Origin of the sequence: Bacillus sp. FSL R10-2780, assembly GCF_038006125.1 — a bacterium.
Classification (GTDB): domain Bacteria; phylum Bacillota; class Bacilli; order Bacillales; family Bacillaceae_G; genus Bacillus_A; species Bacillus_A cereus_U.
This window is the reverse complement of sequence record NZ_JBBOUQ010000001.1, coordinates 3,342,882-3,362,109: the sequence shown is the minus strand read 5'-3', so window position 1 is coordinate 3,362,109 and position 19,228 is coordinate 3,342,882. Positions and strand designations below refer to the sequence as shown.

Genomic DNA, 19,228 nt, shown 5'->3' with positions numbered 1-19,228 from the left:
GCTGGAGGAGATTTTGTGAGTAAAGGAACGATACTTATCGTGGACGATGAGAAGGAAATTAGAAAACTTATCGCCATCTATTTGAAGAATGAAGGTTACGAAGTATTACAAGCTGGAGATGGTGAAGAGGGGTTAGAAATAGTAAGGAAAAGAGACGTGCATCTAATTGTACTTGATATTATGATGCCGAAAATAGATGGTATTCATATGTGTATGAAAGTGAGAGAAATAGCGGAAATGCCCATTATTATGCTGTCGGCAAAAACGCAAGATATGGACAAGATTTTAGGGTTAACAACTGGAGCAGACGATTACGTAGCAAAACCATTTAATCCACTTGAACTCATTGCTCGTATTAAATCACAACTTCGGAGATATATGAAAATGAGCGGGGCAAGTGTAAAAGATGAAAATGTATTTGAAGTTGGAGATATAAAGATAAATATAGCAACGCGGCAGGTCATTATTGCAAATGAAGAGGTGAAATTGACACCGAGAGAGTTTGAGATATTAGAATTGCTTGCACGAAATCAAGGAATGGTATTAAATGCAGAACAAATTTATGAAAGAGTATGGAAAGAGCAAGCTTTCCAATCCGATAATACTGTGATGGTACATATTCGGAAAATACGTGAAAAGATAGAGGCAATTCCAAGGAAGCCTCGTTACATTAAAACAGTATGGGGAGTTGGCTACAAGATTGAGAAAGATATTTGAACCGATAATATGGATGAATCAAGTTTTTAAAAAAATGATAGGTAAAACAGTTAGTTATTTGCAAAAGAGTATACGTGTACAGTTGATTGCTACATTTACTTTCTGTACATTACTTGGTGTATTAGTAGGGTGGTCTTCATCTTCCTTTTTCGAGGATGCGAATAAAGTTTCTATCATTGATTATGCATCAGGTATGGAAGCCATTGATGGACAGACACAAAGACTTGTTGAAAGTATAACGGAAGAAGGGAAGGAAATTAATATACAAGAACAGCTTGATCAATTGAATCATCAAAATCAATTGAAGGTTTTAATAATAGATGAGAATGGGAAAGTGGTTTATAAAACAAAGGGAGCACCGGAAGAACAGATTAATCTTCATGAGACGATGCGTAATGTAATGGATTTTAAAATGGATCAAGTACGATATGTAGAGGCACAGAATTTAATTCAAGATAGAGCTGAACAAAAGCGTAAGGAGTTTACAACCTTTTATCCAGTTACTGTTAATACGGAAAATATGTATATCATTGCAAGTGGTATACCACAAGGAAATGTAAAGTATGTAGTGAACGGTAGTAGTCCATTCCCATCTTTACTAGGTTTTATTACTTTTCTACTTTCTTTCTTTTATATAACGAAAAGGAAGATGAATCAAATTGAAGCAATGGCAGAAGGAGTAAGAGAGTTTTCGAAAGGGAACTTACAATACAAAATCAAACAGGCAGGTCAAGATGAAATAGGTGTATTAACTTCAAATATTAATCAAATGGCAGAAAAGCTTTTGGCTAATATAGAAAAAGAAAAACAAATAGAGAAACAAAAAAGTGAATTGATTACAAATGTATCACATGATTTAAGAACACCACTTACTTCTATTATGGGGTATTTACGCTTACTAGGTGATGCGAAATATGAAAATAAAGAACAGCATGATGAGTATATAAAAATTGCTTTTTCAAAATCAGAGCAGTTGAAGATGTTAATAGAGGATTTGTTTGAGTATACAAAACTAACAGATGAAAATATGGTGTTAGATTCACAAGAAGTGTGTATGAATGAACTACTTGATCAGTTAATAGAAGAGCTAGTACCACAAGCGGAGGAACATAATCTTTCATTCGTGAAAAAATTTCAGGAAGATCGTATATATGCCGTTGTGGACTCGGAAAAAATGGTGCGTGTGTTTGAAAACCTCTTAATAAATGCAATTAAATACAGTATAGATAAAGCAGAAATTCAAGTTTCACTTCAAAGAGAAGAACAGCATATCAAAATTTCTATAGCGAATCATAGTGAAGAATTTACAAAAAAAGAGTTAGAGAACTTGTTTGAGCGTTTTTATAAAAAAGATCAATCTAGAAGTAGAGCTGTAGAAGGTTCAGGCTTGGGGCTTGCAATTGCAAAAAGCATTGTTGAATTGCATAAAGGAGAAATTCGAGCGGAATATGAAAATGGGGTTATTCAATTTATTATCTTATTGCCAATTTAATTAGAAGGGCATTAGAAATATCGGTTACCTTCTAATTAGGGAAGAATGAGCGATAGTGTTGCTATCGATTTAGAGAGAGTCTTATTCCATCATTCAGGTGGACGTTGACTAATAAAACAGAGAAGTGGAGAATTGAAAGTTATATGAAAAAATTAAGTGCGTTTATCGTATTGATTATAGTTGGAGTTACATTACTTGTAGTGAAAGGTGGACCGATTGTAGATCAACTCAATCCGTTTATTAAAGAAGATATTTATTATGCTGTTGTCGACAGTGATGGGGAATATGAAGCCAAAAGTAATGGTTTTGGTAGATGGAACTATAAATTTAAAGGATATGATGAATCTGGTAAAGAACAAAAAATTATGATGACTTCTTCAAAACATTTACGAATAGGAGCATATGTAAAGATTAAGTCTAAAGGGACTTATGGTATGAAATGGGAAGAAATACAAGGTGACGAAATGCCCGCTAAAGCAAAAGAAAAAGTAACAATAAAGCATGTCTAGTTATAGAAATGATAAGTTGTATTCAATAGATAAAGTAACGATCAAGCTTCAAATGTAATGGAAGTATATGATAATTTCTAAATTTTTTATAAAGAAGATAAAGATTATCTGAACTTTATCTAAACTGCATTTCTTCTGTATACAACTACTAGTATTCTATATTGTGTAGATAAAAAATGGTAGGGAGTAACAGGATGATTATGCAGGTTTCTAAGAGGAAAATATTATTATTTCTTTCAAGTATTCTTGTTGTTTTATTGATGATGTATGTATGTACGAATAATAGGCATGTACAAAATATTATTCACAATATAGAAGACATTTATAAAGTATATAAAGAGAATCAATTATTGAAAGAAAAAATTGAGAACCAAGAATCGTTAAAGAGTGAAGTACAAATGTTAAGTGAGGAGAAAGAAAACCTTACTAAGCTTATCAACAAGACGAGAGAATTAAAGGAACAAGGAAAATATAATTTAATTCAAGCTACAGTAGTAAGGCGTGTAGCAGAAGATTGGTATGGAAAAATCGCTCTTGATAGAGGGGTACAACATGGTGTAAAGGTTGATATGGCTGTTATGACGGTGAGTGGTCTTATTGGAAAGGTAGAGAGTGTAGATCAATTTACATCTATTGTGAAATTAATTACGAAAGATGAACGAACAAATCGTTTAGCAATCACCTTCCAAAATAACTCATCCATTTTAGGATTTGTCACAGGGTATGATAAGGAAAAACAAGCTCTTCGAATTAATAATATTCCATCAGATAAAGCGAAAGAAATAAAAATAGGTGATAGCATTATTACCTCTGAATTGAGCCAGAAAATACCACCTGGTCTTGAAGTAGCAGAGGTAATAGATCAAGAGCCGGATAAATATGGTCTTGCACATATTATTTATGCAAAACCCAAGGCGAATTTATATGATTTAGAAGATGTCATTTTAGTAGAACCTAAAGAGTAGCAAAGAATAGTGTCTATTAAAAGTGAAGAAGAGATGAATATCATTTCTTTTTTTAGGTAGAGTAAGATTAAGAGGAATAAGAAAAAGTATGGAACAAAGAAAAAGAAGTTTTTGGAAAAGCACGAGAAGAAGTAAAATCAGTTCATAAATCTATAGATAAAATGGAAGATGCAGCTCTTCAGAAACAAGCAAAAATTAAGATTAAAGAGGAGAAATAAAGTCTTTATTTCTTACTCAAAAATAGAATATAGAAACCAAAAGTCCCAAGCTACTAGCTTTGGGGCTTTTTCATATTCTTAAAGAAATGTTAAGAATATCCGCTGCTATTTATTAAGAAATGCTATCTATACTTAGAAATGGGTTAAGAAATGCTCAGAAAATATGTAAGGAAAATAAAAATAGGAAAAGAAGTGTAGGAGGATATAAATGACAGCATCAGTTGTAGAGGTAAAGAATGTACAAAAGGTATACGGTAGAAAAGATGAGAGTCAATCACATGCACTAAAGAATGTATCGTTCTCAATCCAAGAGAGTGAATTCGTTGGAATTATGGGACCATCTGGCTCAGGAAAAACAACATTATTGAATGTAATTTCTACATTAGATAAAGCGACAGGTGGAATTGTTGAAATTGCTGGAACAGATATTACGAAAATGAAGCAAGGGGAATTATCCGATTTTCGCTCAGAGAAACTAGGGTTTATCTTTCAAGATTTTAACTTACTTGAAAATTTATCAATCTATGAAAACATTGCATTACCGCTTTCTCTGCAAGGTGTTCATTCGAAAAGAATTGGATTAAAGGTGAAAAAGGTAGCAGAGATGTTAGGAATTTCAGAGATTCTTCAAAAATATCCGTCCGAAGTATCTGGTGGACAAAAACAACGTTCGGCGGCGGCTCGTGCACTTGTACATGAGCCAGCAATAATTTTAGGAGATGAGCCAACAGGAGCGCTTGATTCTAAAAATGCGAAAAGTTTATTAGAGGCGATGACCAACTTAAATGAAGAACAGGATGTTTCAATTATGATGGTTACACACGATCCGTTAAGCGCAAGTTACTGCCGACGTATTTTATTCATCCAAGATGGAGAACTGTATAAAGAAATTCATCGCAGAGGTACGCGTGATGAGTTCTATAAAGAAATTTTAGATGTGCTTGCGGATTTAGGCACACAAAAAGCATAAGGAAGAAGGTTCAACATGTTATTCAAACTTTCCATGTCGGGACTAAAAAGTAAACGAAAAGACTATATGGTCTTATTAGTTGGGCTTATTATGTCTATTTCAATTTTTTATATGTTTCAAACGTTAGCGTTAAATAAAACGTTTATCGAAGGGAATTCCATGGATGGAATTTTTTCAGTCTTCCAAACAGGATCATTTTTATTAGGTTTCATTACATTATTTTATATTTTATACGCCAATTCATTTTTATTATCACTTCGGCAAAAAGAATTTGGTATGTATATGGTATTAGGGGCAAAAAAGCATAAAATTACATTGCTCATGTTTATTGAAACAATTGTATTAGGAATAGTATCTCTTATAGTAGGTGTGATAGTCGGTATAATCTTGGCGCAAGGCGTTGGACATTTACTGATGAAGGAACTGGAGTTTACTGGAGGTGGTTATCATGCATTTTATGTACCATCAATTATTGTTACTTTCATCTTTTTCATTGCATTATTTATGTTGTCCGCAATTATGAATGGTATGAAACTAGTGCGTAATCCGCTATTACAACTCGTTCACTCCAATAGTCACACAGAGCGTACGCCTATTAAAGGAAAACTAACGAATATAGTAGCACTTTTATCAATTATTTTATTAGCAGTTGGTTATGCTTCGATGATTTATATGAAAGAGTTAAAGGAATCAGGATTTATCATTGCTACAATTACAGTCACATTAGGAACTTACATGCTATTTGCATCATTCCTTCCCATTATTATTAACAAACTAAAAGCGAATAAAAATCGTAGTGAAAAAGGAATCAATGCGTTTACGTTTGCACAGTTAAGTTTTTCTATTAATAGTTTAACGAAAGTATTAGCGACAGTTGCTATGTTAGTGGCTCTCGGTGCGGGTGCAATCTCCAGTGGTATGGCGTTAAAAAATAATGTCACAAATATGGTGGAGAGTGCAGAATACTATGATGTCGAAATTAAAAATCCCACAGCAGAAGAAAAGAAAATATTAGATAGCATTACATTTAAAGAAAAGAATGAATATCGATACAAAGTAGATGAGCAGTTTATTTATCAATTGAAAGAAGATTTAGAAAGAAATCGTCCGCTAACACGTACTGGAAAAGACGAGAATAGTAGCCGATTCGTTCCTGTTTCGAGGGAGCTAATTGTCGGAGCCGTTTTAAGCCATAGGCAAGAAAAAAATGAGGATAATACCAATGTAATTCCAGAAGAGTGGGGAAATGTTTTAAGGTCTCTTCAAAAGACATATATGAATCCTAGCCAAAAGATAAAAATTGTAGATCAACAGATGTATGACGGGATACAAGGTAAAGAAGAAATTATAATACTGGGGAAAACGGACAATTTTATAACGTATAAAGAAGAATGGAAAAAAATTGATGAATTAGAGCTAGCTAAATATAAAGATATGAAGGACGTACATCTTTTGAGTAAATATATGCTGTATGAAGGATATTACAGTACTTACAGTGGAACAGTATTTATGGGATTTTTCTTAGGCATAGCTTTCTTAGCGATGCTGGCAAGCTGTTTAATGTTTAAAATTCTTTCTGGTGCTTCAAAAGATATTATTCGCTATCAAATGCTTCGTAAAATTGGTGTGCGTTATGAGCTATTAACGAAATCAATTTATAAAGAGTTACTTTTAGTTTTCTTGTTCCCAGCGATCGTAGGTATAATGCACGTATTAGTCGGAATGAACATGTTCTCGTTCTTAATAGATAATCCATATTTCCGTATTTGGCTGCCGATTATTATTTTCTTAGTCATTTATGTGTTTTATTATTTCATTACAGTTCAATTGTATAAAAAAATTGTTCTTCCGAAAGAAGTGTAGTATGTAGTGAGTAAGGGGGATGATGAATAGAGATAAATTTAGGGGAATATTATATGGAATTTATAGCGATGAAGAAGTTATAGATTGAAAGAAGCAGCTATTCTACGTAATAGCTGCTTCTTTCATTATTTATAATTAGGAAGCAACTTGTACTGTAGATAAAGAGAAATAAAATCCTCTATCTTTTCAGTATATAAAAGATAAAGAGGGAAAGGTATTATAACTTCTGTAGTAATCGTTCACTGCTTTTCATGTCGCCTTTACACAACGGGCATTGCGGCTTATCTTCTAAAGAAAAATTTTTACGCATCCATCCAAGGCAGTCGTCTGCTTCGCATTCCCACACAGCAATTGCTTCTGGTTCTTCTACAGGTTTATCATTTTTTCTCCAATACATGTGATCGCTCCTTTAAATTGAAAAGTTTTTTAGAAAAAACAAAAAAGGTTGTTAACGTTTTTGTTAACAACCTTTTATTTATTCATCATACTATATTTTTTTGAAAAATGCGAAGTTTAGTAATTATTAAAGTTATAGTGAAATAGTGATTATACAAACGCAGGATTATAAATCATCGTAAAGTGCCCTTGTAACAATTCAATATGGCATGGTGTATGAAGCGAACTTTCTCCATCTGTATCTACTTCTTTTTCTTCTTCTGTTTCAATATGAATGGATTTCGCTTTTACGTGGAAGATGTCATTTTCATTTGAGTCTTCAAATAATTTCTTTCCGATATAATCTTTAAACGCCTGAATGCCTGTTGATTTTACGACGAAAATATCAAGTGTTCCGTCGTCACATTTTACGTTTGGGATAAAGGACGGGATACCGCCAAGATATTCGCCGTTTCCAACCATAACAAGTACAGCTTCGTCTTCATATACTTGTCCGTCGTAAGTGATTTTTACTGGGAATGTTTCAGCGTTTTTTACAGTTCGAATGGTGCTTAAATAGTAACCGATTTTACCAAGCTTTGCTTTCTCTTCTGCATCAATATTGTTTGATACTTCAGAGACGAGTCCAATACCCCAGAAGTTTAAGAAGTGTTGTCCATTTGCTTTTGCGACATCGATTGGTTTTACATGTCCTTTTGTAATGAGTTTTGCTGCTTCTGCAATATTTTGCGGAACACCAAGTGTGCGAGAGAAGTCGTTGCAAGTTCCGCCTGGAATGATTGCAAGTGTAGGTCTAGTTTCAAGAGGGGCTAAGCCATTTGTGCATTCAAATACAGTTCCGTCACCACCAAAGACGATAATTAAATCTACTTTACTAGCAAACTCCTGACAATATTTTGTTGCGTCACCTTGTTGCTTCGTATGAAGGATATGTAAGTCAGGAAAAGCTGCGGCAAGTGGTGGTACGATTTTCGTTAAGTTTGTATGTAAATCGCCTTGTCCAGCTTTTGGATTTACGATGAGGAGTACTTTTTCAAATTTTGTCTTTGTCATTTTTATTCTCTCCCTTTGTCTTTTACGAATCGTGATAGAAAATAAACTTCCATCAGTAATTGATGGAAGTTTATTTTATTATTCCGTTACAACTGAAGCGATAAATGGTAAGTTACGATATTTTTCTGCACAGTCAATACCGTAGCCAACGATAAATTCGTCTGGAATTTGGAAGCCAACATACTCAGCTTTTAAGTCCACTTTACGGCGTTCAGGTTTATCAAGTAACGTACAGAATTTCAATGCTTTTGGTTTATGCATAAAGAAGTGATCTTTTAAGAAGTGAAGTGTTAAACCAGAATCGATAATGTCTTCTACGACAATTACGTTTTTTCCAGTAATGTTTACATCGATATCTTTTAATAGTTTTACTTTTCCAGTTGTTTCTGTTTGATTTCCGTAGCTAGATGCAGAGATAAAGTCGATTGTTACTTCGTTTTTAATATGACGAATTAAATCAGCAGCGAATACGAAAGATCCTTTTAATACAGCGATTACTACGATTTCTTCTCCTTCAAAATCACGTTCGATTTGAAGAGCTAGTTCTTTTACTTTTTCTTGTAATTGTTCTTCAGAAATTAAAGTGTCTTTTATTTCAATTTTCATTTAAATCCTCCTACAGTGCAAAACTTGTGAACATTTCGACTGTAAAGGATAGAAAGGAAAAAGTCAAAGAAGATATAAGGTTTTTACAGAAATCCCCACAAAATAATCAGATGATATGATATACTGATTATATTAAGAAAACGCTTCCATGAAGGGTGATTATGATGAAAAAGAAACAGTATACAAGTGTAACATTTATAAAAGCATTGCTTTTAACAATTGTTCTTGGCATGTTGGCTTACATAATTGATGTACCTGCAATTCGCATTTCACTAATTGGAATGACTTTAGTATTAGGCGCAATTTCCCACGGTATGATGTCGCAGCTGCAAGAGGCTGGACTTGATGATATGAAAGATTCTATAGATAAGAAATGAGAAACCTTCACGTATATAGAGTGAAGGTTTTTTCGTTTCTTACAAAAATGTAAGGTGATTTGTAAGACAAATCGATAGTTGCATAGTAGTGTTTTGGATAAACTATAAGTGTAAGGTAAAAGGCAAGCATATTTTAGGTAAAGTAAGTTTTAGGCACTCTATATGTGAAAAAGGAGTAGGAGGGCATGGAGAAACATTGGACGACCTTTTCTTTTTTAGCAACTAGTAACACCGTAATGCTAGCTGGAGAAATGGATTTTTTGCAGATGTTTGATCGAGAAGACGATCATTCTTCTTCTAAATTTACAATGAAATGGAGTAAGTGGAGCGATAGTTGTGAATTGGAAGAAGAGGCCCCTAACGACAGGCAAAAAATTATTTTAACAAATCCTATTAAAGCATGGGTCGTTCAATGTCGTAAGTGTAACGTCAAAAATCACTTCAAGAAAACTGAGCCGAGACAATTAGTTATCACTCCGGCCCTTTCTACTTCTCAATCACGCGAAAGTAACAAATAAATATCGAGACACACACCCGAAAAAACATCGTATATATTGCGATGTTTTTTTATTTTTCTACAATGAAATCTTTAAATGAAATATATTTCATCTGCATCTTATATTTATATCTGTTGTTTATTCTAGTGATACATCCGATGCGAAGTGATGTAAAACGTATAAGAGGAGAGAAATAAAATGAAAAAAAAACTATTACCAATTTGTGCAATGGCACTTTTAACAGTAGGATATTCTTCAGTAGCGAGTGCTTCTACCGGAACATTAACAAAGGAAGAATCAGCGCAAATGCAGCAAGATGCAGCTAAAAAAGAAGAAGCAATTAAGATACAGCAAAAAAATGATATAGAGAAAAAGCAAGCGGCACAAGTACAAGAAAAAAGTGATATGGCTAAAAAAGAGGAAGCAATAAAAGCAGAGAAAAAGAGTGAAGAAGAGAAAAAGAGAATAGCGCAAGAACAGTTAAAAAGTGATATGGCAAAAAAAGAAGTAGCGATAAAAGACGGGCAAAAAAATGATGCAGTTAAAAAAGAAGTAGCAAAGCCAGTTGTACAAGGTGAAAAATTACCAAACACAGCATCAAATAATGTAGCAATGATGGCGCTAAGCGCATGTCTTGTAGGGATAGGGACATTATTTGGTTTGAATCGTCGTAATAAAGTGAAGGCATAAAAATAAAGTGTTTATTAGCCTATAAAGAATGGGATAATTTCATATATTAAAAATGGTAGGATATCCCTACCATTTTTTGCATGGAGGGATTAAAAGTGACGATTTTAAATCGTATTGGGTTTACGTTAATGATAGCAGGTCTATTAATGGGGGCTTATTATTCTTTTGAATGGTATAAAGGAAAAAGTTCTGCACAAGATTTGACGACGGAAGAGATTAAAAATTTTGAGCAGCAAACATCTAAGCAGCATTCTAGTGAAGTACCAGTAAACGCGCAAGTACCTTCTTCTCAAATACAACATAAAGAAGGCCAAAAAGTGGCTATGTTAAATATCCCGAAAATAAAGAAGAAATTTTCTGTTTATTGGGGAGCGAATGATGCAACTTTGAAAAAAGGAGTTGGTATGTTTGTTAGTGATTTAACGACAACTCCATCTGGAGGAGGACATACTGTACTCAGTGGGCATCGAGATACTGTGTTTACAGATTTAGGAGAGTTAAAAGAAAAGGATACTCTTATTTTAGAGTATGATAATAAAACTTACACATATGAAATTCAAAAGACATGGATTACCCATGCGGATGATCGTACTGTTATTATAAAAAAAGAAGAACCAATATTAACACTGACGACTTGCTATCCATTTGATTATATAGGAGATGCACCAGATAGATATATTATCGAGGCGAAGTTAACTGGTAGTTATTCAAAATAAAGTGAAACTTTAATCAGAGGGGGTCTTGTCCATCCCCCCTCTGATTATTAGCCCTCACCAATCGGGCTTTTACGGGAAGTTAATCTCCCGCTTAAGTTCCTCGCATGTGCCGAATTTTGAGGTGGGAGTCTTACCGCCCGCAAATAGCGGGATAAAATTGTAGTTTCTGAAAGTGGGAGGGGGATACATAAGTTATGTCAAAAAGGATTTTAATTGTTGAAGATGAAGATATTTTACGTGAAATATTAAAGGATTATTTTTTGAGTGAACAATATAAAGTGCTTGAAGCGAGAGACGGGAAAGAAGCTTTAGCTTTGTTTAAGGAAGAAGAGGTTGATTTAGTTATACTCGATATTATGTTGCCGGAACTAGATGGATGGTCTGTTTGCCGAAGGATTCGTAAAACGTCCCAAGTACCCATTATTATGCTGACAGCACGCGTAGATGAAGATGATACGTTACTTGGGTTTGAACTTGGAGCAGATGATTATGTGACGAAGCCGTATAGCCCGCCAATTTTATTAGCGAGAGCGAAACGATTATTGGAAAGTAGAAAAGCTTTGAAAGAGTCTCCAAATAGTGAAGATGACACACTATGTATTCATGGAATTTATGTTCACTTCCCATCTCGTACTGTTACTGTTGATGGAGAAAGTATTGCTTTAACACATACAGAGTTTGAAATATTAGTGTATTTTATGAAAAACCAAGGAATTGTTCTAACACGAGAGCAATTAATTTCAAGAATTTGGGGATATGAGTTTGCTGGAGATGATCGCACTGTTAATAGCCATATTCGTAATTTACGAAATAAATTAGGTGAGAAAGCAAAGCACATTACAACTGTAGTGCGAACCGGTTATAAATTCGAGGGGAATGTATGAGAAAAGGGATTGTACTTAAATTATTTACCCTTACAACAGCCTTATGCATGTTGATTTTAGCGACGATATTTATTGGACAAACGATATTTTTTAAACAATATTATGCGAATCGAAAAGTGGAAGATATTAAAGTGAATTTAGATTCCTTTGAAAAGAGTTACTTAAATTATGCGGGGAGTTCGGAGGAAGTTCAGAAACTGGAACAAGATTTTTTAAGAGAAAATAATACTTGGATTACGACGTTAGATCATAATGGGAATTTAAAGCACGCAGATGATTTTTATTTTGAAATTACTTTAGATCGACGAGAAGAGAAGCGAGTGGGACAAAAAACAATTATCATTCCTTTGTACTATCTCATGAATATAGATGAGATTGAAGGTGGAACACTACCTGATTTGGAAGGACGACCAGTTTATTTCGATGGACTAAAAAGAGACGATAGTTTCATCACATCTTATTTAAAGATAGATGAGGTGAATTTGAGTTGGTTTCATAAACCATTAGGTAAGAAGTTAGCTGAAAAAGAACCTAAGATGAGCGAGGAAAAACCAAAGGTTGCTCAAGATTCTATCACTGTGGAAAGAAAAAAAATTGCTGGAATTATGAGTGATGAGGAAAAGAAGAGGGCGGCTCAAAATTCAGATTTTAATATATCAGGGAAAATTACGAAGGTACAGTTCCCTAATGTAAAAGGACCTGTAAACCCAATTTATAAAAATAATTTATTTTTGGATAATATAAAAGAATTTCAAGCTGATTTATTACTAAAAGAAAGCAATCAAATACAATATGCAACACAAACAATGGACTATGAAAAGAATGATATAAAATATAAATTATTAATCAAACCAATAAAAGAAAAAGATGGATCGGTGACATACATATACGCGATGGCTTCTTTACAACCTGTAGATGAGGCTGTACAAATGGTACAAGATTATTACATTTACATTATTGCGTTTGTAGTCATTCTTATTTTTCTAGCTTCTTTCTATTATTCAAAACAAATTGCAAAACCATTACTAGTAATAAATGATACAACGAAGAAAATAGCTCATCTAGATTTCACAGAAAAAATACCGATTACTTCAAAAGATGAAATTGGTGATTTATCGAAAAATATTAATGTACTATCTAATAAACTCCATTCTCACATTGGACAGTTAGAACAAGATATTGAAAAGGAAAGAAAGTTAGAAAAGACGCGGAAAGAATTCATTTCAGGTGTTTCACATGAATTAAAAACACCGTTAAGTATTATGAAAAGCTGTATTTCTATTTTAAAAGATGGGGTAGCTGAACATAAGAAAGACTACTATTTTCAGGCGATGGAAAAAGAAGTAGACAAGATGGATATACTAATTTTGGATATGCTTGAATTAGCTAAATTTGAGTCTGGCACATACAACATGAAGATGGATTCTTTCTATATCGATGGAATGATTGAAGAAATATGTGAACAGCTTTCATCGGAGATAGAGAAAAAAGAACTGAGTGTGCACAAGCATATATGTCCAGCTGAAGTGGTTGGGAATCAAAATAGAATTGAACAAGTAATAGTGAACTTCATTACGAATGCAATACGTTATACACCGAACAAAGAGGATATTATTATTTCCGCAATAGACGAGAAGAATCATATAAAAGTGTGTATAGAAAATAAAAGTGCCCACATTGAGGAAGAGCAGTTAGATAAAATTTGGGATCGTTTTTATCGTGTGGATGCGGCACGGAAACGTTCACAAGGTGGAACAGGGCTTGGCCTTGCGATTTCAAAAAATATTTTAGAACTGCACAATGCTGAATATGGGGTAAAGAATACCGAAGATGGTGTGTTATTTTACTTCTATTTACCGAAAAAAGCGTAGATAATACATGTTACGCTTTTTTTAATTTAATTTCATATTATCTTTACCTAATCTTTATTTTTAAGCGATATAATCTGGTTAGAAAAAGAGATTATGTAAGGAGTAGATTAGCCGTGAATAGCAATTTACTAGGTGTGATGGTATTTATTTTCTTTTGTGCATTTATTGTATTTATTATTGATATTACGATATGAAAAAAGAGCGCTAATTAAGCGCTCTTCTTTTTTGTATTCATTTGATAAGCACCGATGCTTTTGAATAAGCGTGGTGAAGTTGTAAATAAAAGAATTAGTAATACAGTACATAGTATGAAAGAACCGATCATTGTACTGCCGTTTACAATTAATGAATATAAGACAGCTGATTGTCCTTTAGGTGCATATTGACCAAAGAAAATAATACCAGCAATAAAGTGACAGAAATAACGTGCAAAGCTGCCGACAAATGTGGCAAGGATAATGTAAACGAGTGCTTTTTTTCCTTTGTTTTGTTTTGGTTTATCTTTGCGACTACCAAAACTTGAATGCTTTGCATCACTGTTGTCTGAGGCAAGTGCTTTTTGAATTGGACGATAGAATAAACCAGCAAAGCCGATAAAGGAAAAGGCAATGAAGTACTCAATGAATGCTTGAACTGGCGTTAAAATGTAGGCATTACCTACGACGATTTGTAAAAGTCCCCAAATTAAGCCTCCTAAGGAAGCCATTTTGAAGCCCCAGCGGTATGCAATAATAAAAATAGGAATCATAGCAAATGAGATGGAACCGCCTGTTGGAAGTTTAATTGATAATGGTAAAATGTCGATAATCAAGGCGAAGGCTGCAAGAATAGCAGATTCGATCATCGCTTGTAAATTGGTGTTACGCATGTTGTTTCCCCCTAAATCCAAGTTGCACAAAAAAGAATAGATATCATAGGAGGATACGAAATACGTAAATAAAAAAGAGGTATGTATTTCGGACGTTTGCACAATCCCTGCGTTAGCATTAACTAACAGGTTCAAAGGGTCGGAACGAAATGTTCCCTCTCAGCGGTAAGGCTCCCCCTGCGATAACGAGATTCTTTATTTGTTATTGTTTATTGTAAGCGAAATGGATGAGAATGGCAAACGAATACCTTATGACAATTATTGAAATAGAATTGTATTGAAATGTTAATAAATATGAAGTGAAAAGGTATAGTCCAAGTGAAATAGAGTATGATATAATTTTTTTGAAAATAATTATCATTCTCTTCTGAGGGGGAAGGTTATGAGCTTAGTAGATATTAAAATTGGTGAGAAAGTGTTAGTAAAAAGTATTCAGTCGTTAGATCAGTTATTAAAGCGTAGACTAGCTGCTTTTGGTCTTGCGGAAGGAAGCGAACTTCGCATAAAACAGAAAGCGATGTTTAAAGGTCCTTGTACATTGGAGTGTCGTGGGCAGTTAATTAGTATTCGTCATTGTGACGCGAAAATGATAAAGGTGGAATTAGCGTGAATAAGGTTGCTTTGCTAGGGAATCCGAATACAGGGAAAACATCATTATTTAATGCACTTACTGGTTCTTATGAGTATGTAGGAAACTGGAGCGGTGTAACAGTAGAAAAGAAGGTTGGTAAATTAAAAGATAAGCAAGGAACATTAATTGATTTACCAGGCGTCTATGATTTGAATCCAGTTTCACGTGATGAAGGTGTCGTTACGAATTTTCTACTAACAGACGAATTTCATCATATGTTAAATATAGTGGATTCTTCTCAATTTGAGCGGAATATGCATTTAACATTGCAATTACTTGAATTTGGTAAGCCCGTTTCAATTGGTTTAAATATGGTTGATGTGGCAAAGCAAAGAGGAATTGTGATTAATGTAAAACGGTTATCAGAAATATTAGGTGTAACAGTCGTTCCTGTCATCGCAAGAACCGGAAAAGGCTGTGAAGAATTACTTACTACTCTGCATGAAGAGAAACAAAAAGAGAAAAAGCCATTCATTATTTCATATGGTGTACAAATGGATGAAGGAATTGGAGAGATAATCGCTCTTTTAGAGACAGCGAATTATGAGCATCCGAGATGGTTAGCCCTACAATTTCTAAGCAATAACGAAGTAGTAGAAAAAGAAATGAAAGCACTACCAATTTATAAGGAACTTATAGCCATTCGATCTCGTTTAGATGGAAAACTTGATTGTACGTTGGAGGAGCACATTTACAAGACTCGTGAAGCGTATATTGAAAAGTTAAAAACAAATGTTATGCAGCATGAGAAAGAAGGAAAAATTCCTTTTTCGGAAAAAATCGATAGGTTAATTACACATAAAATTTTAGGACTTCCAATCTTTTTAGCAGTTATGTTTTTTATTTTTCAGGTTACGTTTACGTGGATTGGTACACCTTTATCGGATATGCTTGATGGATTTTTTGGAGGACAACTTACTGATTGGGTTACAGCTGGGCTCACAAGTGTTGGCGCTTCTGACTTTATTCAAGCACTCGTTACAGAAGGTATTATTGCTGGCGTTGGTGCGGTATTAGTATTCGTTCCACAAATCTTTGCACTATTCTTCTTCATTTCATTATTAGAAGACTCAGGATATATGGCACGAATTGCAGTTGTTATGGATAGAATTATGGAGTTTTTCGGTTTAAACGGAAAAGCGTTCATTCCGATGATTATCGGCTTTGGATGTAACGTTCCAGGTATTATGGCAGCGAGAACGATTGAACAAGAAAAAGAACGTTTACTTACAGTTCTTGTAACACCATTTATGTCTTGTTCAGCACGTTTACCTGTATATGCATTATTTGCGGGAGTGTTCTTCCCTAATAGTCAGGCAACTGTTGTGTTCTCTTTATATATCGCAGGTATTGTTCTTGCGTTACTTGTTACAAAAATTATGTCTCTTACTATTTTAAAAGCGGAAAAATCTATTTTTGTCATTGAACTACCACCTTACCGTGTGCCGCAAGCGAAAACGTTATGGCTCAGCACGTGGGAGAAAGGTAAAGGATTTGTTCGTAAAGCAGGTACATTCATCTTCGGTGGTTCTGTTGTCATTTGGTTATTAAACTATGCAGGTCCATCAGGATTTGGTGTTGATATGGGAGACAGTTACTTAGCAATGATTGGTGGATTTATCGCACCACTATTTGCACCGCTCGGTTTTGGAACGTGGCAAGCTGCAGCATCCCTTTTAACAGGATTTTTAGCGAAAGAAGTTGTCGTTTCTACAATGGCAATTATTTATGCGGTTAAAGAAGATGTGCTAGGAAATGTAATGGGAGCACATTATACTGCGCTATCAGCCTATGCATTTATGTTCTTTATTTTATTATATGTTCCGTGCTTAGCGACAGTAGCTGTTATTAAACGTGAAACAGGATCGATGAAATGGACAGTTTTCTCTGTCGTTTATCCGCTCGTTGTTGCTTATGTATTAACGCTCATTATATACCAAGTTGGATCCTTACTCGGATTCTAGAAGGAGATGTATTGCAATGATGGTCAATATTATAATTGGAGCTATCATTTTTGGTTATGCAGCATATACGTTAGTTAATTTTGTAAAGAGAAGTAAAAAGGGAAAATGCGCAGCATGCTCTTTAAGTAAGTCATGTCAGTCGCAAACTTGTAGTCCGGATATGGAGCAAATTGCCCATAAATAGAAAAAAGCTTTGCGAATTTCGCAAAGCTTTTTTACTTACTTTTTAATTGTAACAAGCTGAGCTGCTTCTACACCGTTCTTTCCAGGGAATTCTTTACTAGGGTCCTTATCGAATTTTAGTACACCTACAGATTTTTCTTCACCTTTTACATTTCCGTAAGTTGCATCGTCAACAATTGCGAACATGTCTGCATATGCGCGGCCACTTCCGATAATTGTATTACCTTCATAGTTTAATTTTGCGCCATCAATTGTAGTATTTTCTACTTTATCTTTTGCGAATAATACACCTTGGTCTGCTGTTACAGCTGGTAATTTATCAAGTGGTTTTGTATTTTCATCTTTTCCAACTTTTTCAACTTTTTTAAGCAATTCTTTCTTTACGAGTTCTTCACCAGTTTTCTTATCCATTACAAGAACTTTTTTATCTTCAAGTGTTGTAAGTTTCATTTTATACATATCTTTTTCTTTTACTTCTTTTTTGTTTTTATCTGCAATTTGCGCTACTTGTTCTTCTGTTCCGTATAATACAAAGCCGTTCGCTTTTTCTCCTAATAAAGAACAACCTGATAATGCTCCGAATGAAATTGCTGCTGCTAATCCGATTCCTACTAATTTTTTCATGATGATTTCTCCTTTTTATATGTTTTATAGTAAATACAGTTTCTGTATTAGTCCTTACATTATGAGAAGCTTTTTTGTTATTCCGTTGCTTCTGGTATTAGTGTATAAGAAATGTTGAAACGTAACTATCGAGTTAGCTTACAGTAACATTACAATTATGTAATTTAGTGAAATCGCGCAAAAATAAGTTGATTTTGGAGGCAGAAATAATAAGGATATAGTAGGAATACAATATTATATCTGGAATGTCATATTATATTAGCTGTATTTTGGAAATAACATGTAAGGACATCTTAGTTTTGTTATAATAAACACATAGGTTGTAAAAATGAATATTCTTACTGAAAAGGGAGATTTTTAATTTTCCAAGTAGTGAATTTGAAATATGAGGTATATCATAGGAGGAATTTGGATGTCTGTATTTAAACGATTAAGAGATTTAACAATGTCGAATGTGTATTCATTAATTGAAAAAGCTGAAGATCCAGTTAAGATGACGGATCAATATTTACGCGATATGCAAGCGGATGTACAAGAAGCTGAGAAAAGTGTAGCAGCTCAAATCGCACTTGAGAAGAAATTCAAAATATTATTTGAAGAGCAAGAAGCACTTGTGAAAAAACGTGAAGAGCAAGCACATATGGCTGTTCAAGCTAGCAACTTAGATCTTGCGCGCCGTGCATTAGAAGAAAAACAAAATGCAGAGCAAAAGATGAATGAGTATAAAGCAAGCTATGAGCAAAACAAAGCTGCTGCTGATAACCTTCGCCTTAAGCTAGAAGAAATGCGTAAACAATTAACAGAGCTGAAAAATAAGCGTGAAACACTTGTAGCGCGTGTAAATGCAGCGAAAGCACAAAAGAATATTAATCAGGCGATGTCTGGATTCGATTCAAATTCAGCAAAAGCTGGTTTAAGCCGTATGGAAGAGAAAGCACTTCAATTAGAGGCTGAAGCAGAAGCAAGCGGTGAAATTTACAAGAAAGAAAAGTCGTTAGATGATGAATTTGCAAGCTTAAACAAAAATTCTGTTGTTGACGATGAATTAGCTCGTATTATGAAGCAGTACGAGAAATAATATAGAATAGACAAAGAAACCGACATGTCTGAAGAGGATTCATGTCGGTTTTCTAT

At 34.1% G+C, this 19,228-nt stretch carries 21 protein-coding genes and 1 riboswitch; of the genes, 16 read left to right on the top strand and 5 right to left on the bottom strand.

All coding sequences use genetic code 11. The features are described from left to right. Positions 1-15 precede the first annotated feature (15 nt). The 6 genes from NSQ47_RS17575 to NSQ47_RS17550 all read left to right on the top strand — a co-directional run bounded on the left by NSQ47_RS17575 (position 16) and on the right by NSQ47_RS17550 (position 6,734). Positions 16-717, top strand: a complete 702-nt coding sequence (locus NSQ47_RS17575; RefSeq protein WP_215557613.1) for a response regulator transcription factor — start codon at positions 16-18, stop codon at positions 715-717. Beyond that, positions 701-2,209, top strand: a complete 1,509-nt coding sequence (locus NSQ47_RS17570) for a sensor histidine kinase (protein WP_341037534.1) — start codon at positions 701-703, stop codon at positions 2,207-2,209. The genes NSQ47_RS17575 and NSQ47_RS17570 overlap by 17 nt, the downstream gene beginning before the upstream one ends. Before the next feature lie 143 nt (positions 2,210-2,352). After that, positions 2,353-2,718 (top strand): YxeA family protein, encoded by a 366-nt coding sequence (locus NSQ47_RS17565; RefSeq protein ID WP_215569360.1) that lies wholly within the window; start codon positions 2,353-2,355, stop codon positions 2,716-2,718. 194 nt (positions 2,719-2,912) lie between these two features. Further along, a complete protein-coding gene (gene mreC / locus NSQ47_RS17560; protein WP_341037532.1) occupies positions 2,913-3,683 on the top strand; it encodes a rod shape-determining protein MreC in 771 nt (256 codons plus the stop codon). Positions 3,684-4,109: 426 nt separating this feature from the next. Next, positions 4,110-4,871: an ABC transporter ATP-binding protein gene (locus NSQ47_RS17555; protein ID WP_341037530.1), complete on the top strand. Its 762-nt coding sequence runs from the start codon at positions 4,110-4,112 to the stop codon at positions 4,869-4,871. A gap of 15 nt (positions 4,872-4,886) precedes the next feature. After that, positions 4,887-6,734: an ABC transporter permease gene (locus NSQ47_RS17550; protein ID WP_341037528.1), complete on the top strand. Its 1,848-nt coding sequence runs from the start codon at positions 4,887-4,889 to the stop codon at positions 6,732-6,734. A 217-nt stretch (positions 6,735-6,951) separates the two neighbouring features. Here NSQ47_RS17550 and NSQ47_RS17545 read toward each other — a convergent pair whose 3' ends face one another. The 3 genes from NSQ47_RS17545 to hpt form a co-directional block, all read right to left on the bottom strand. Further along, a complete protein-coding gene (locus NSQ47_RS17545; protein WP_002067775.1) occupies positions 6,952-7,131 on the bottom strand; it encodes a cold-inducible protein YdjO-related protein in 180 nt (59 codons plus the stop codon). 149 nt (positions 7,132-7,280) lie between these two features. Continuing rightward, positions 7,281-8,183, bottom strand: coding sequence for a diacylglycerol/lipid kinase family protein (locus NSQ47_RS17540; protein WP_341037527.1), 903 nt, complete (start codon positions 8,181-8,183; stop codon positions 7,281-7,283). A 78-nt stretch (positions 8,184-8,261) separates the two neighbouring features. After that, positions 8,262-8,789, bottom strand: a complete 528-nt coding sequence (gene hpt, locus NSQ47_RS17535) for a hypoxanthine phosphoribosyltransferase (protein WP_000687586.1) — start codon at positions 8,787-8,789, stop codon at positions 8,262-8,264. Positions 8,790-8,950: 161 nt separating this feature from the next. On the opposite strand from hpt, the gene NSQ47_RS17530 reads away from it, so the two are divergent. The 6 genes from NSQ47_RS17530 to NSQ47_RS17505 all read left to right on the top strand — a co-directional run bounded on the left by NSQ47_RS17530 (position 8,951) and on the right by NSQ47_RS17505 (position 13,824). Beyond that, entirely contained in the window at positions 8,951-9,166 is a 216-nt protein-coding gene (locus NSQ47_RS17530) for a hypothetical protein (RefSeq protein ID WP_000976189.1), read from the top strand. Between the two features lie 185 nt (positions 9,167-9,351). Next, positions 9,352-9,684 (top strand): hypothetical protein, encoded by a 333-nt coding sequence (locus NSQ47_RS17525; protein ID WP_078180942.1) that lies wholly within the window; start codon positions 9,352-9,354, stop codon positions 9,682-9,684. Between the two features lie 177 nt (positions 9,685-9,861). After that, positions 9,862-10,353: an LPXTG cell wall anchor domain-containing protein gene (locus NSQ47_RS17520; protein WP_341037524.1), complete on the top strand. Its 492-nt coding sequence runs from the start codon at positions 9,862-9,864 to the stop codon at positions 10,351-10,353. A gap of 95 nt (positions 10,354-10,448) precedes the next feature. Then, positions 10,449-11,069: a class D sortase gene (locus NSQ47_RS17515; protein ID WP_341037521.1), complete on the top strand. Its 621-nt coding sequence runs from the start codon at positions 10,449-10,451 to the stop codon at positions 11,067-11,069. A gap of 194 nt (positions 11,070-11,263) precedes the next feature. Next, the gene (locus tag NSQ47_RS17510; RefSeq protein WP_341037519.1) at positions 11,264-11,953 is read left to right on the top strand and encodes a response regulator transcription factor; all 690 of its coding nucleotides are present in this window, start codon (positions 11,264-11,266) and stop codon (positions 11,951-11,953) included. Beyond that, positions 11,950-13,824: a sensor histidine kinase gene (locus tag NSQ47_RS17505; protein WP_341037516.1), complete on the top strand. Its 1,875-nt coding sequence runs from the start codon at positions 11,950-11,952 to the stop codon at positions 13,822-13,824. The genes NSQ47_RS17510 and NSQ47_RS17505 overlap by 4 nt, the downstream gene beginning before the upstream one ends. 208 nt (positions 13,825-14,032) lie before the next feature. Here NSQ47_RS17505 and thiT read toward each other — a convergent pair whose 3' ends face one another. Further along, on the bottom strand, positions 14,033-14,692 hold the full coding sequence (gene thiT / locus NSQ47_RS17500) for an energy-coupled thiamine transporter ThiT (protein ID WP_002160101.1): 660 nt from the start codon (positions 14,690-14,692) through the stop codon (positions 14,033-14,035). An 86-nt stretch (positions 14,693-14,778) separates the two neighbouring features. Further along, a riboswitch (TPP riboswitch) is annotated at positions 14,779-14,880 on the bottom strand. 194 nt (positions 14,881-15,074) lie between these two features. Here thiT and NSQ47_RS17495 point away from each other — a divergent pair. The 3 genes from NSQ47_RS17495 to NSQ47_RS17485 are packed head-to-tail and all read left to right on the top strand — an operon-like array spanning position 15,075 to position 17,471. Further along, on the top strand, positions 15,075-15,302 hold the full coding sequence (locus NSQ47_RS17495) for a FeoA family protein (RefSeq protein WP_000060510.1): 228 nt from the start codon (positions 15,075-15,077) through the stop codon (positions 15,300-15,302). Beyond that, the gene (feoB, locus tag NSQ47_RS17490; protein WP_002160102.1) at positions 15,299-17,287 is read left to right on the top strand and encodes a ferrous iron transport protein B; all 1,989 of its coding nucleotides are present in this window, start codon (positions 15,299-15,301) and stop codon (positions 17,285-17,287) included. The genes NSQ47_RS17495 and feoB overlap by 4 nt, the downstream gene beginning before the upstream one ends. Positions 17,288-17,303: 16 nt before the next feature. Then, positions 17,304-17,471, top strand: coding sequence for a FeoB-associated Cys-rich membrane protein (locus NSQ47_RS17485; protein ID WP_000989601.1), 168 nt, complete (start codon positions 17,304-17,306; stop codon positions 17,469-17,471). Positions 17,472-17,506: 35 nt separating this feature from the next. Here NSQ47_RS17485 and NSQ47_RS17480 read toward each other — a convergent pair whose 3' ends face one another. Then, positions 17,507-18,094 carry a lipoprotein BA_5634 family protein gene (locus NSQ47_RS17480; protein ID WP_341037515.1) on the bottom strand — a complete coding sequence of 196 codons (588 nt, stop codon included), beginning with the start codon at positions 18,092-18,094 and terminating at the stop codon, positions 17,507-17,509. 412 nt (positions 18,095-18,506) lie between these two features. On the opposite strand from NSQ47_RS17480, the gene NSQ47_RS17475 reads away from it, so the two are divergent. Next, positions 18,507-19,172, top strand: coding sequence for a PspA/IM30 family protein (locus tag NSQ47_RS17475; RefSeq protein WP_002015754.1), 666 nt, complete (start codon positions 18,507-18,509; stop codon positions 19,170-19,172). Positions 19,173-19,228 lie beyond the last annotated feature (56 nt).